This window comes from Nocardioides sp., assembly GCF_050246775.1.
Taxonomy (GTDB): domain Bacteria; phylum Actinomycetota; class Actinomycetes; order Propionibacteriales; family Nocardioidaceae; genus Nocardioides.
In genome coordinates this window covers 961,070-973,497 of sequence record NZ_JBFWVK010000002.1, presented here as the reverse complement: position 1 = coordinate 973,497, position 12,428 = coordinate 961,070, and the positions used below count along the sequence as shown (strand labels likewise).

The following is a 12,428-nucleotide window of genomic DNA, read 5'->3' as shown; positions in this document are numbered from 1 at the left end:
AGTTGGGGTGGCTCAAGCCGGGGCGAAGACGGCGTCGAGCAGGTCGGTCGGGTCGGCGTCGGGGGCGGCATTGGCGGTGCGGACGGCATCGCGCATCTGCTCCATCGCCTGCGTGCGCACCGACTGGATCTCCTCGTCGCTCAGCAGTGCGTGCTCGCGCACCTGCGCCTCGAACCGCAGGATCGGGTCCTTGCTGCGCCACTCGGCGATCTCCTCCTTGGTGCGGTAGAGGTTCTTGTCCGACTTGCTGTGGCCCTTCCAGCGATAGGTCAGGTTCTCGACCAGCGTCGGGCCCTCACCTGCCCGGGCCCGGTCCACGGCGGTCTGCACGGCGTCGTACACCGCCGCCACGTCGTTGCCGTCGACAGTGACGCCGGGGATCCCGTAGGCAGCTCCGCGCTCGGAGATGTTCTCGATGGCCATCGACTTCTCGGTCGAGAAGGACATGCCGTACTTGTTGTTCTCGCAGATGAACACCACCGGCAGCTTCCAGATCGCCGCGAGGTTGACCGCCTCGTGGAAGGCGCCCTCGTTGGCCGCGCCGTCACCGAAGAAGCAGGCGACGACCCGGTCCTCGCCGCGCATCTGATAGGCCAGAGCTGCCCCCGCGGCGATGGGGATGCCACCGGCCACGATGCCGTTGGCGCCCAGGTTGCCGGTGGCCACGTCCGCGATGTGCATCGAGCCGCCACGTCCGCGGCAGTAGCCGGTCTCCTTCGCGAGCAGCTCAGCCATCATCCGAGTCAGGTCGGCGCCCTTGCCGATGCAGTGTCCGTGCCCGCGGTGCGTGGAGGTGATGGCGTCGTCGGGTCGCAGCGCCATGCACGATCCCGTGGCCGACGCCTCCTGTCCGATGGACAGGTGCATCGTGCCGTGCATCAGTCCGCGGGCGAAGAGATCGTCGACGGCTTCCTCGAAGCGCCTCGTCGTCCACATCGTCAGCAGCGCGTGGCGCGCGGTCTCGGGACTGGCCAGGGGGGAGTTGTTCATGATGCTCCTATGCACATATGTGAAGATGGTCATCACTTATGTCCGGATAGTAGGTGATGCCCATCACGTGCCGCAAGGGGTGAGCGGCAACCGGTTCGGCACCCGCCCTACGGTGGGCAGGTGTCCTTCCCCGATCCGTACGACGAAGACGCCCCGCCACCGGCACTGGGCACCGTGGTCGACGAGGGCCGGGGATCGCTGCCCTACGCGCTCATCCACGGCGAATCCCTCGTCGCATGCGCCTCGTGGGCGCTGGGTGACGCCGGGGTCACCCTGGTCGACTACTCGACCACCTGGGCCGGGATCCGCGACGGGCAGGAGCCCTACGTGCTGCACGACGCCCTCTGCCCGATGACCCCGGCCACATTCCTGAGTGCGTGCGTGGCCAGAGCAGTGGACACCGGGTCGGTCGTGGTCGGCTGCTCCATTGGTCCGGCGGGCCGAGTCGTGACCTCCCCGATCGTGCTCCCGGCGTCCGTCGTCGCCGCCCTGTCCGAGCTGCCGACCTACGACTTCGAGCTGCTGGTGCAGCAGCTCTCCGAGCGCTTCCCCCTCGAGTACGCCGAGTCACCGGCCGTAGGGCGGCGCGTCGTCTCGGTGCCGGATCTGGCCGCGCTCGAGGCGGAGTCGACACCCTGACCCGTTCTCAGCACGCACAAGCATTTTCACGGGCGTAACAAACAGAAACCGGCTATCAACACACGGCCCCTACGTTCGGTTCATCCGGGACGGACCACCGGAGATCTCGGAGCATCACCACCGTAGGAGCCCCGCATGACCCAGACCGACGAATGGCAGCCCGTGTGTCGGCTGGTCGAGCTCGAGGTCGAACGAGGTGCCACGGCCCTCGTGCACGGGCAGGCGTTGGCCATCTTCCGGACTCCGGACGACCGGGTCTATGCCCTCGGGAACTACGACCCGTTCGCTAAGGCATCGGTGCTGGCGCGGGGCATCGTGGGGACCCGGGGCGACGTCCCCTTCGTGGCGTCCCCCTCACACAAGCACGGGTTCGATCTCCGCACCGGCGAGTGCCTGGACGAGCCGACGGTGCACGTCCCGGTCTACGCCGTGAAGGTGGTCGAGGGCGTGGTCCTCGTCGGACTTCGCAAAGCCAGCGTGGTCGCATGAGTCGCTCGGCGCGGCTCGTCACGGTCGCGCACGACACGGCCGCCCTCGACGACAACGCCGTGGCGCGGCTGATCACCGGCCAGGCGGCCCGTCGGCTGGGTCGGCTGGCGAGCGTGTCCACCTATGTCGGGGCCGGTGACCCCTCCTTCGCCTCCGTCATGCGCGACAACGCGGCGCCTGCTGTCGTCGTACCCCTCATGCTGTCGACCGGCGAGCAGCTGCGCAGGCGGCTGGCGCTCGCCCTGGACGCCAGCCGGTCGCCGGTGCTCATCGCCCGTCCGCTCGGTCCGCACCCGCTCCTGGCCGAGGTGATGTGTCGTCACCTGATGGCGGCGGGTGCGCGCCGCGGTGATCCTGTCGTCATGGTTGCCGCGGCCTCGTCGGATCGCGACTGGCCCGACGACCTGAGGGCCATGGGTGCCATGCTCGGTCAGCGTTGGGGTGCCCCGGTGCGGGTGGCCAGCGTCGGTGGACCTGGGCGTCAGCCAGTCGAGGCAGTGGCCGCCGCGCGCTCAGACGGTCGGGTGGCGATCGTGCCCTACGTCCTGACGCCAGGCCACCTGGACCAGCGGATCCGCGCCATCGCTGCCGGCCTGGGCGTGGCCACGGTGGCGGACGTCATCGGCGCGCACTCCTTGGTCTCGGACCTGGTGGTGCGCCGCTACCGGGCTCTGGTCGCGGCCAGGCTCGCCGCCTGACACACCCGTACTACGTCTGGGGACCCTCCCGAATCGGTTGGCAGCACAGGTGTATTGCCAACCGAATCGGGAGGTCCTGTATGCGTGACACGGGTGTGCTGACGGCCCAAGGCGAGGCCCTGTGGATGACGGCGGCAGGAGTGCAGCGAATCTTGCTATCAAGAGCGCATGCCCATGCTGGTTGACTACTCCTCGCGCGGCCCCGACCTGTTCGCGGTGATCTACCGACTCGCGGCTGAAGGCGGGTGCGAGGCGCTCACCGTGCGCAAGATCGCCGCTGGATTCGGGCTGTCGGCGGGATCGCTCCGACACCAGTTCCCCGACCAGCACGACCTCTTGCGGCTGACCATGCTCAAGCTCGCGCGAGACCGAGCCAGGCGCCGGGCGATGGTCTCGCTGCCGTCCGATGCGCTGGGAAGGTTGCAGGCACGCTGTGTCCATGCCCTCCCACACGAGACACCGGACAACGGGAGCTTCATCGAGGCCAGGGCCTGGCTGGCCTTCGAGGAACGCGCTCGCCATGACGACCTGCTGGGCGCGGTCTCCCGTCAGGTGCGTGGCGAAGTCCTCACCGTCACCGAGGGCTGGTTGCGCAGCGCGGGGGTGGCGGCCGATGAGCTGCTGGTCGAGACGAGGAGGTTGCAGGGTCTGATCGAGGGACTCACTGGCCAGCAGTGCGCCTCGGTGGACCCGCTCGACGTCGCGACCGCCAGGCACGCGCTGGCGCTCGACCTCGAGCGCTACGCGGAGTAGACGAGCGCCGTCGCGATGGCTGCGATGCCCTCGCCGCGCCCGGTCAGGCCCAGCCCGTCGGTGGTCGTCGCACTCACCGAGACCGGTGCCCCGACCGCGGCCGACAGTGCGGCCTCCGCCTCCCCCCGGCGTGGGGACAGATGGGGGCGGTTGCCGATCACCTGGATGGACACGTTGGCGATCTCGAAGCCGGCGTCGCGGACCCGGCGTGCGGTCTCGGTCAGGAAGTCGACCCCCGACCCGCCCGCCCACGCCGGGTCGGTGGTCCCGAAGTTGGAGCCCAGGTCACCCAGCCGGGTCGCGGACAGCAGGGCGTCGCACGCCGCGTGAGCGGCGACGTCACCGTCCGAGTGTCCCGACAGCCCACGCTCCTCGTCGGGCCACGACAGGCCGGCCAGGTGCAGGGGTACGCCATCGGTCAGTGTGTGCACATCTGTGCCGACCCCGACGTAAGGGATTTGTTTCATGGGTTTCATGATGCCTGAGCAACAATTGACCTCGTGACCACCCCGATCGCGGCTCCGGCCGTTGCCCCGCGCCGCCGTCTGGGCTGGGGGACCGCCGGCCTCCTGACCGGGTGCCTGGGTTTGGCCGCCAGCGTGCTGACCTCCTCCGCGATGGGGGTGCGGGTGAACCCTGTGGCGAGCGTGGCGGAGGCGATCATCCGGATCACCCCGGGTGGGTTGGCCGAACGAGCCATCCAGGCCGTCGGGAAGAACGACAAGACGATCCTGGTCATCGGGGTGCTGGTCTTCCTCGCCGGAGCCTTCTGGTACGCCGGGCGGGCCAGTCGCAACTCTCCGTCGCGAGCCCAGGTGGTCTTCCTGGTGCTGGCTGCGATCGGCGGGATCGCGGCACTCACCAGTCCGAGCTCACGCCCGACCGACGTGATCCCGGTCTTCGTCGGCGGCGCCGTCTGGCTCGGCGCGCTGCCGTGGCTCACCCAGCCACTGCGAGACGAGGACGACCCCGGCGTCGTGGCGTCGCGCCGCAGCTTCCTGCTGCGTGCCGGAGCCGTCTTCGGTGCGGCCGCGGTCTTCGGGGCGCTGGGCCAGTACGTCGGAAGGAGCCGGCGCCAGGTCGAGGCCAGCCGCAAGCTCCTCAAGCTGCCGATCTCCCTGCGGCCGCCGCCCCCGAAGGCCGTGCTCGACGTCGAGGGGCTCCAGCCCTGGCGGACACCGAACGCGGACTTCTACCAGATCCACACCGCCGTCATCGTGCCCGCCGTTGACCCCAAGGACTGGTCCCTGCGGATCCACGGGATGGTCGAGAAGGAACTGAGGCTGAGCTACCAGGACCTCCTCGGCATGGAACTCACCGAGTCCTGGATGACTCTCAACTGCGTGTCGAACCCGGTCGGTGGCGAGCTGGTCGGCAACGCCTGGTGGAGCGGCGTACGCATCGCCGACCTGCTCGCCGAGGCCGGCGTGCAGGCCGGGGCCGACGCGGTCAAGCAGACCTCGCAGGACGGCTGGACGTGCGGTACGCCGCTCGAGGCGCTCACCGACGACCGCAACGCCATGCTCGCCTTCGGGATGAACGGCGCTCCACTGCCGATCGAGCACGGCTTCCCGGTGCGCATGATCGTGCCCGGGCTCTACGGCTACGTGTCGGCGACCAAGTGGCTGGTCGACCTGGAGGTCACCCGGTTCGCGGACTTCACGGCGTACTGGACCGACAAGGGCTGGTCCGAGCAGGGGCCGGTGAAGCTGGCCTCCCGCATCGACGTGCCGCGCGCTGGCTCGAGCGTGCAGGCCGGGTCGGTCACGGTCGCCGGCACCGCGTGGCGCCAGCATGTCGGGGTCACCGGCGTCGAGGTCTCCCTCGACGGTGGCGCCTGGCAGTCGGTGGACCTGGCCGCCGTGCCGACCAGCGACACCTGGGTGCAGTGGAGCGGCGAGGTGAGCGCGGACGCCGGGGAGCACGAGCTGCGGGTGCGTGCGACCGATGAGACCGGCGACACCCAGACCGGCGTCCTGCGCGACGTCGTACCCGACGGGGCCACGGGCTGGCACACCATCGAATTCAGTGCGGAGTAGCCGCGCCCCTATCCTTGACCAGTGACGTTCAGGCTCCATGACACCGCAACCGGCGAAGTCCGTGACTTCGTGCCCCTCGAGGCGGGCAAAGCCGGGATCTACCTGTGCGGGCTCACAGTCCAGTCGGAGCCGCACGTGGGTCACATCCGGTCGGCGGTCAACTTCGACATCCTCCAGCGCTGGCTGCGTTCCAGCGACTACGAGGTCACGTTCATCCGCAACGTCACCGACATCGACGACAAGATCCTGACCAAGTCGGCCGAGCAGGGCCGGCCCTGGTACAACCTCGCCGCCGCCATGCACCGCGAGCTCGACAAGGCCTACGCCACTCTCAACGTTGCGCCCCCGACCTACGAGCCGTCGGCCACCGGCCACGTCCCGGAGATGCTCGAGCTGATCGAGACCCTGGTCGAGCGCGGCCACGCCTACGCTGCCGCGGACGACTCCGGGGACGTCTACTTCGACGTCCGCTCCTGGCCGGCGTACGGCGAGCTCACCCACCAGAAGATCGACGACATGGAAGCCGCCACCGACGCCGACCCGCGTGGCAAGCGCGACCCGCGCGACTTCGCGCTGTGGAAGGGCTGGAAGCAGGATTCCGAGCCGGTGACGGCTTCGTGGCCCAGCCCCTGGGGGCGCGGGCGACCGGGGTGGCACATCGAGTGCTCGGCGATGGCCAGCAAATACCTCGGCACCGCCTTCGACATCCACGGCGGCGGCGTCGACCTCAGGTTCCCCCACCACGAGAACGAGCAGGCGCAGTCCCGTGCGGCCGGCCACCGGTTCGCCTCGTACTGGATGCACAACGCCTGGATCACCACAGCCGGGGAGAAGATGAGCAAGTCGCTCGGCAACTCCCTGCTGATCCCTGAGGTCCTCAAGCGGGTGCGCCCGATCGAGCTGCGGTTCTACATGGTCGCTGCGCACTACCGCTCCCACGTCGAGTTCTCCTACGAGGCGCTGGAAGAGGCCGCCCAGGGGTTCCGGCGCATCGAGTCCTTCCTGCAGCGCGCCTCCTCGGCCAAGGTCGATCAACGATCCGCGCTCGACCCGCGGTTCGTGGCCGCGATGGACGACGACCTGGGCACGCCGGCTGCCGTGGCGGTCATCTACGACGCGGTCCGCGAAGGCAACCGACTCCTTGGTGCCGGCCAGGACCCCACCGCCGTGGCCGCCCAGGTGAGCGCGATGCTCGGCGTGCTCGGACTTGATCCGGCCGATCCGGTCTGGGGCACGTCCTCGGATGCGGAGACCGAACAGCTCACCAACGCCATCGACGTCCTGGTCGCGGGCCTGCTCGAGCAGCGTGCCGCCGCACGGGCCGCCAAGGACTTCGCCAACGCAGACGCGATCCGCGACCGGATCAAGGCAGCCGGCATCGAGATCGAAGACACTCCCACCGGACCACGGTGGACCCTCGAACAAGGACACAGCTGACATGGCCGGGAACTCCCAGCGCAAGGGATCGATCAAGAAGACCGGCAAGGGCAACCCGACCGCGGGTTCCGGGGGGCGCGTCAAGCGTGGACTCGAGGGTCGCGGCCCGACGCCCAAGGCCAAGGACCGCCCCAACCACAAGGTCTACAAGGAGAACGTCCGGGTCGAGCGCAACAACTCCGCCCGTCCCAAGCGCAAGGTGATCGGGGGCGAGGCGGAGTGGGTGGCCGGCCGCAACTCGGTCGTCGAGGCCCTGCGTGCCCACATGCCGATCACCGCCATCTACGTCGCGGAGGGTGCCGAGCGTGACGCCCGGCTGCGCGAGGCGTTCAAGCTCTCGGCCGAGGCGGGGTTGAACCTCATGGAGGTGCCGCGCTCGGAGATGGACCGGATGACCGGCGGGGCAGTGCACCAGGGGCTGGCCGCCCGGGTGCCGGCGTACTCCTACGCCCACCCCAACGACTTCCTGGACGCGGCCGCGGCAGCCAAGGAACCGGCCCTCATCGTCGCGCTCGACCAGGTCACCGACCCGCGGAACCTCGGTGCTGTGGTGCGCTCGGCGGCTGGTTTCGGGGCCCACGGCGTCCTGATCCCCGAGCGCCGGGCAGCCGGCATGACCGCGAGTGCCTGGAAGACCTCGGCAGGGGCTGCGGCCCGCGTGCCCGTGGCGCAGGCGGTCAACCTGGTGCGCCAGCTGAAGGCCTACCAGGACGCCGGTTGCATGGTCATCGGCCTCGCTGCCGACGGCGACGTCTCGCTGCCCGACCTCGACCTCGCCGACGGCCCGCTCGTCGTGGTTGTCGGGAGCGAGGGCAAGGGGCTGGGCCGTCTGGTGACCGAGACCTGCGACCAACTGGTCTCCATCCCGATGTCACACCAGCTGGAGTCCCTCAACGCCGGGGTGGCCGCCTCGGTGGCGCTCTACGCCATCGCGCAGGCCCGCGCCTGACGATGGACCGCACGCAGCTGGCCCGGCGCTCCGCTCTGGTCGTGGGCTGGCTGGTCGTCTCGTTCGCGGTCGCCGTACCCCTGTTCCTGGGCAGCCAGCGCGAGCTGGTGGTGGCCAGCCACGAGTCCGTCGTACGTCCCACCTTCACCGGGGAGCTCGTCGTGCACACCGGGCCGGTGCTGCCGGACGTACGCCGCTCCTCCGGGAGCGCGCTGGGAGTGGACATCACCCTGGGCAAGACCGAGGCCCGGACCACCACGGAACTGCTCCAGCGCTACGCGTTCATCGCCAGCCAGCCGGCCACCCAGGTGGCCACGGTGCGCGACGCGGTGCTCGACATGGCGGTCGCGGCGCTCCTGCGAGGGGCGCTGGTGGCCGCGGTGCCCTTCGCCGTCTGGTGGCTGCTCGGGCGGCGACGGCGCAGCGAGCTCTGGGCGCGGGCCAAGGGGCCGCGGCTGGTGCCCGTCGTGGGCGTGACGGCGCTGGCGACGCTGCTGGTCTGGCAGCCGTGGCAGGTCCGCCCGCCGGAGGTGGAAGACCAGGGCTGGCAGTCTCTGGCCTCGTTCCTGGGGCCGGACATCCCGCTGCCGGCCGAGGTCGACGGGGTCGAGGTGAGTGCCAGTCTCACCACCGACGAGACCAAGCGGCTCATCGCGAGCGCCGTGGACTCCTACGAGCGGAGCAAGACGTTCTACGCGCAGGCGGAGGAGGACGCCGCGCTGCTGCGACTGCGCCAACCTGAGGCGGGGGAGACCGTGGCCATCCTGGTCTCGGATCGCCACGACAACATCGGCATGGACCCGGTGGCCAGGGCGATCGGGGATGCGGCGGGCGCCACCGCGGTGCTCGATGCGGGCGACGACACCTCGACCGGCAAGTCGTGGGAGACCTTCAGCCTCGACTCGCTCAACAAGGCCTTCGCGGGCTACGAACGGTTCAGTGTGGCCGGCAACCACGATCACGGCGGCTTCGTCAGCGACTACCTGCGAGAGCACGGCTGGGTCACGCTCGACGGTGAGGTGGTCGCCGGACCCGGCGGGTCCACCCTCCTCGGGGTCAACGATCCCCGTTCGTCGGGACTGGGAACGTGGCGTGACGAGACCGGACTGAGCTTCGCCGAGCAGGCCGACCTGATCGCCGACGCTGCCTGCGCCGTGACCGAGCGGGTCAGCACGCTGATGGTCCACGACGCCGCCAGCGGCCAGCCGGCCCTCGAGCGGGGATGCGTGGACCTGGTGATCGGCGGTCACCTCCACGTGCAGGTCGGACCGACAGCGGTGGTGGGCAGCAACGGCAGTGTGGGCCACTCCTACACCAACGGCACCACGGGCGGAGCGGCGTACGCCATCGCGGTGGGCAGCAAGCTGCGCCGCGAGGCACAGGTCACCCTGATCACCTATCGCGACTCTCGACCGGTCGGTCTGCAGCCCGTGACCCTGCAGACCAACGGGGTCTTCACGGTGTCGCGCTACCTCGCGTTGACCTACTGACCGGCTGGCCTTTCCGGGAGCGCCACGCGCGGGGCGTGCATCGGGGGGCTAACGTCAAGGACATGAGTGGAGACCAGCTGCAGCCCGAGGACACGCTCGACGACCGCGGAGTGGACGACATCCTCGACGAGGGGATCTCGCCGCCCGAGGCCTATCGGGGCGTGTTCGACAAGGACACCACCGAGCTCGGCGAGCTGGAGGGCGAGACCATCGAGGAGCGCCTGCGCCAGGAGGAGCCCGAGACCTGGGAGGGCGTCGCCGAGGAGCTCGACGCCGACATCCTCGACGGACCGGTCAGCGGTGAGGTCGGCGACGCGCGGACCGGACGGCTGCTCGCCACCGAGTCCGGCTACGACCTCACGGCCGAGGACGAAGGCATCGACGGTGCCGGGGCGAGCGCCGAAGAGGCCGCCATGCACACGATCGAGGACTGATTCACCAGATTTAGTTTGGCGTCCTACTATGTGGGGCGTGGCTACCACCGTTGATCGTCTGCTGCCCACCGAAGATGCCGAGGCGCTCCTCGAGCTGACCAGCGAGCTCTGCGCCAAGGAGCTCGCTCCCCAGGTCGCCGACTTGGAGGAGAAGGCCGAGTTCCCGGAGGCTGCCTACCGCCTGCTGGGGCGCAGCGGGCTGCTGTCACTTCCCTTCGACGAGCAGTACGGCGGAGCGGCCCAGCCCTACGAGGTCTACCTGCAGGTCATCGAGGAGATCGCATCGGCGTGGCCGAGCGTCGGCGTCGGCACGAGCGTGCACACGCTGACCGCGAGCGTGGTGGCGGCCAACGGCTCACCCGAGCAGTGCGCCGAGTGGTTGCCGAGGATGCTGTCGGGCGACTGGCTGGGTGCCTACTGCCTGTCCGAGCCGCAGGCCGGCTCCGATGTCAGCGGCATCGCCACCCGTGCGGTCCGCGAGGGTGATGAGTACGTCGTGAAGGGCACGAAGTCGTGGATCAGCAACGGCTCGTGCGCCGACTACTACATCCTGTTCGCCCGCACCTCCGAGGACCCGAAGGCAGGTCTGTCGGCGTTCATCGTGCCGGCCGGCACCGAGGGCATGAGCTTCGGTGCGCCGGAGAAGAAGATGGGCCTGGCCTGCGACGTCACCACCCAGGTGCTGTTCGACGGGGCTCGGATCCCGGCCTCGCAGCTGATCGGGGCCGAGGGGCAGGGCATGAAGGTGGCGCTGTCGGCCCTCGACGCGGGGCGTCTCGGGATCGCCGCGGTCGGCACCGGCATCGCCCAGGCGGCACTCGCGTTGGCCGTGGACTACGCGAACGAGCGCCAGCAGTTCGGACGCAGCATCGGGGAGTTCCAGGGACTGCAGTTCCTGTTGGCCGACATGGCCGCCGAGGTCGAGCGTGCGCGCGCGACGTACCTCCTCGCTGCGCGGCTCAAGGACGCCGGGCGACCGTTCTCGCGGCAGGCCAGCATCGCCAAGCTCACCGGCTCGGATGCTGCCATGCGGGTCACCACCGACGCGGTGCAGGTGTTTGGCGGCAACGGCTACACCCGGGACTACCCGGTGGAGCGACTCATGCGTGACGCCAAGGTGACCCAGATCTTCGAGGGCACCAACCAGATCCAGCGGATGGTGATCGGACGCGACCTGCTGCGCTGACCTGTCGCAGATGTACGCGCAGAACGCGCCGACCTGTCGCAGATGTACATAAGGTGATGTACATCTGCGACAGGTCGACGATCAGGACGGGGACATCTACGACAGGTCGGCGGGCGGGGCGACGGCCTCGTCCGGGCGATCGCGCAGGATGTTGAAGATGTAGTCCCGCGCGGTGTCGAAGATGTCGATCTCGAAGCCGGCCCGCTCAGACAGGTACCACCGGTGCACCAGGATCTCGTGGTAGATCTCGGGCTCCTCGAGCTTGCCGCGCAGTTCGGGCGGCACCATCGCGACGACCGGTTCGTAGTAGTTGGTCAGCCAGCGGTTGGCCACCAGCGCCCGGTCCTCGCCACCGAGGTCCGAGTGCGCGGTGTAGGAGGCGATGTCGTTGAGCAGCCGCCGAGCCTGGTTGTCCTCCACGTTCATGCCGGTGAGCTCCTGCAGCTCGCGGGCGTGGTGGCCCAGCTCCACCACACGGGGCCGGATCTGGATCTGGTCGCCGTCGTAGTCGGTGACGATGTCGAGCTCGTCGACGTCGAACCCGAGGTCGTTGAGACGCTCGATCCGCTGCTCGATGCGCCACATCTCGTCAGCGTTGAACTGCTCCTCACGGGTCAGCTCGGACCACAGGGCCGCATAGCGCTCCCGGATCATCTCCACGATCTCGAACGCGGCCACCTCACCCTCGACCGCCTGGCTCGCCTCCAGGTCGAGCAGCTCGGCGAACACGTTCTCGCAGCCGACGGTGAGGTCGTACTCCCGCATGCTGTCCGACAGCGTCGGGTAGAGCTCGCCGGTCTCGGCGTCGACGAGGTACGCCGAGAACGCACCGGCGTCGCGCCGGAACAGGACGTTGGACAGCGACACGTCGCCCCAGTAGAACTCGCTGAGGTGCAACCGGACCAGCAGCACCACGAGGGCGTCGATGAGTGAGGGGATGTTGTCGGCGGTCAGGCCGTGGGAGAACAGCGAGCGGTAGGGCAGGGAGAACCGGAGGTGCTCGGTGAGCAGGGCGGCCGGCAGTTCGTGTCCGTCGGCGTCGACCCGGCCGGTGACCACACCCTGCGCGATGACGGCCGGGAGCCCGAGCCGGTGCAGGTCGCGCAGCATGCGGTACTCGCGGAACGCGATCTCCTCCTCGGTCTCCTTGATCGCGTAGGTGCGAGCGCCTAGCCGGACGATCCGCACGATGTGACGCGACAGACCACGCGGCAGGGGGACGACGTACTCGTCGGTCCAGTCCTCCAGCGGCGTGCTCCACGGCAGGCCGACGATGGCCGGGTCCGGGCGGTTGGCCACGATCCTCAGGGGCATCTGGTCATCC

General features: G+C 69.5%; 13 protein-coding genes. 10 read left to right on the top strand and 3 right to left on the bottom strand.

Annotated features, from left to right (window positions below; translation table 11 throughout):
* Positions 1 to 12: 12 nt before the first annotated feature.
* Positions 13 to 990, bottom strand: coding sequence for a thiamine pyrophosphate-dependent dehydrogenase E1 component subunit alpha (locus tag AB7I40_RS14510; RefSeq protein WP_428347299.1), 978 nt, complete (start codon positions 988 to 990; stop codon positions 13 to 15).
* 120 nt (positions 991 to 1,110) lie between these two features.
* Between AB7I40_RS14510 and AB7I40_RS14505 the strand changes: the two genes are divergently transcribed.
* From AB7I40_RS14505 to AB7I40_RS14490, 4 genes are all read left to right on the top strand, one after another.
* Positions 1,111 to 1,629, top strand: a complete 519-nt coding sequence (locus tag AB7I40_RS14505; RefSeq protein WP_428347298.1) for a 2-C-methyl-D-erythritol 4-phosphate cytidylyltransferase — start codon at positions 1,111 to 1,113, stop codon at positions 1,627 to 1,629.
* Positions 1,630 to 1,764: 135 nt separating this feature from the next.
* On the top strand, positions 1,765 to 2,118 hold the full coding sequence (gene nirD, locus AB7I40_RS14500; protein WP_428347297.1) for a nitrite reductase small subunit NirD: 354 nt from the start codon (positions 1,765 to 1,767) through the stop codon (positions 2,116 to 2,118).
* Entirely contained in the window at positions 2,115 to 2,816 is a 702-nt protein-coding gene (locus tag AB7I40_RS14495) for a sirohydrochlorin chelatase (protein WP_428347296.1), read from the top strand. Before nirD ends, AB7I40_RS14495 begins: the two co-directional genes overlap by 4 nt.
* A gap of 168 nt (positions 2,817 to 2,984) precedes the next feature.
* Positions 2,985 to 3,569 (top strand): TetR/AcrR family transcriptional regulator, encoded by a 585-nt coding sequence (locus tag AB7I40_RS14490; protein ID WP_428347295.1) that lies wholly within the window; start codon positions 2,985 to 2,987, stop codon positions 3,567 to 3,569.
* Here the strand turns inward: AB7I40_RS14490 and ispF are convergent.
* Positions 3,557 to 4,036 (bottom strand): 2-C-methyl-D-erythritol 2,4-cyclodiphosphate synthase, encoded by a 480-nt coding sequence (ispF, locus tag AB7I40_RS14485; RefSeq protein WP_428347294.1) that lies wholly within the window; start codon positions 4,034 to 4,036, stop codon positions 3,557 to 3,559. The two genes, AB7I40_RS14490 and ispF, sit on opposite strands and share 13 nt — an antisense overlap.
* A gap of 33 nt (positions 4,037 to 4,069) precedes the next feature.
* On the opposite strand from ispF, the gene AB7I40_RS14480 reads away from it, so the two are divergent.
* From AB7I40_RS14480 to AB7I40_RS14455, 6 genes are all read left to right on the top strand, one after another.
* The gene (locus tag AB7I40_RS14480; RefSeq protein WP_428347293.1) at positions 4,070 to 5,608 is read left to right on the top strand and encodes a molybdopterin-dependent oxidoreductase; all 1,539 of its coding nucleotides are present in this window, start codon (positions 4,070 to 4,072) and stop codon (positions 5,606 to 5,608) included.
* Between the two features lie 21 nt (positions 5,609 to 5,629).
* Positions 5,630 to 7,045, top strand: a complete 1,416-nt coding sequence (cysS, locus tag AB7I40_RS14475) for a cysteine--tRNA ligase (RefSeq protein WP_428347292.1) — start codon at positions 5,630 to 5,632, stop codon at positions 7,043 to 7,045.
* 1 nt (position 7,046) lies between these two features.
* Positions 7,047 to 7,994 (top strand): 23S rRNA (guanosine(2251)-2'-O)-methyltransferase RlmB, encoded by a 948-nt coding sequence (gene rlmB / locus AB7I40_RS14470; protein ID WP_428347291.1) that lies wholly within the window; start codon positions 7,047 to 7,049, stop codon positions 7,992 to 7,994.
* Between the two features lie 2 nt (positions 7,995 to 7,996).
* Positions 7,997 to 9,484 (top strand): metallophosphoesterase, encoded by a 1,488-nt coding sequence (locus AB7I40_RS14465; protein WP_428347290.1) that lies wholly within the window; start codon positions 7,997 to 7,999, stop codon positions 9,482 to 9,484.
* A 62-nt stretch (positions 9,485 to 9,546) separates the two neighbouring features.
* On the top strand, positions 9,547 to 9,918 hold the full coding sequence (locus tag AB7I40_RS14460; RefSeq protein ID WP_428347289.1) for a DUF5709 domain-containing protein: 372 nt from the start codon (positions 9,547 to 9,549) through the stop codon (positions 9,916 to 9,918).
* A 37-nt stretch (positions 9,919 to 9,955) separates the two neighbouring features.
* On the top strand, positions 9,956 to 11,104 hold the full coding sequence (locus AB7I40_RS14455; protein ID WP_428347288.1) for an acyl-CoA dehydrogenase family protein: 1,149 nt from the start codon (positions 9,956 to 9,958) through the stop codon (positions 11,102 to 11,104).
* A 96-nt stretch (positions 11,105 to 11,200) separates the two neighbouring features.
* Here the strand turns inward: AB7I40_RS14455 and AB7I40_RS14450 are convergent, their stop codons facing one another.
* Positions 11,201 to 12,418 (bottom strand): DUF4032 domain-containing protein, encoded by a 1,218-nt coding sequence (locus AB7I40_RS14450; protein ID WP_428347287.1) that lies wholly within the window; start codon positions 12,416 to 12,418, stop codon positions 11,201 to 11,203.
* Between the last annotated feature and the right edge of the window lie 10 nt (positions 12,419 to 12,428).

Coding starts and splice junctions, on each gene's coding strand:
- nirD (WP_428347297.1), top strand. CDS start 1,765: ATGACCCAGACCGACGAATGGCAGCCCGTGTGTCGGCTGGTCGAGCTC.
- AB7I40_RS14450 (WP_428347287.1), bottom strand. CDS start 12,418: ATGCCCCTGAGGATCGTGGCCAACCGCCCGGACCCGGCCATCGTCGGC.
- AB7I40_RS14510 (WP_428347299.1), bottom strand. CDS start 990: ATGAACAACTCCCCCCTGGCCAGTCCCGAGACCGCGCGCCACGCGCTG.
- rlmB (WP_428347291.1), top strand. CDS start 7,047: ATGGCCGGGAACTCCCAGCGCAAGGGATCGATCAAGAAGACCGGCAAG.
- AB7I40_RS14495 (WP_428347296.1), top strand. CDS start 2,115: ATGAGTCGCTCGGCGCGGCTCGTCACGGTCGCGCACGACACGGCCGCC.
- AB7I40_RS14460 (WP_428347289.1), top strand. CDS start 9,547: ATGAGTGGAGACCAGCTGCAGCCCGAGGACACGCTCGACGACCGCGGA.
- AB7I40_RS14465 (WP_428347290.1), top strand. CDS start 7,997: ATGGACCGCACGCAGCTGGCCCGGCGCTCCGCTCTGGTCGTGGGCTGG.
- AB7I40_RS14490 (WP_428347295.1), top strand. CDS start 2,985: ATGCCCATGCTGGTTGACTACTCCTCGCGCGGCCCCGACCTGTTCGCG.
- ispF (WP_428347294.1), bottom strand. CDS start 4,036: ATGAAACAAATCCCTTACGTCGGGGTCGGCACAGATGTGCACACACTG.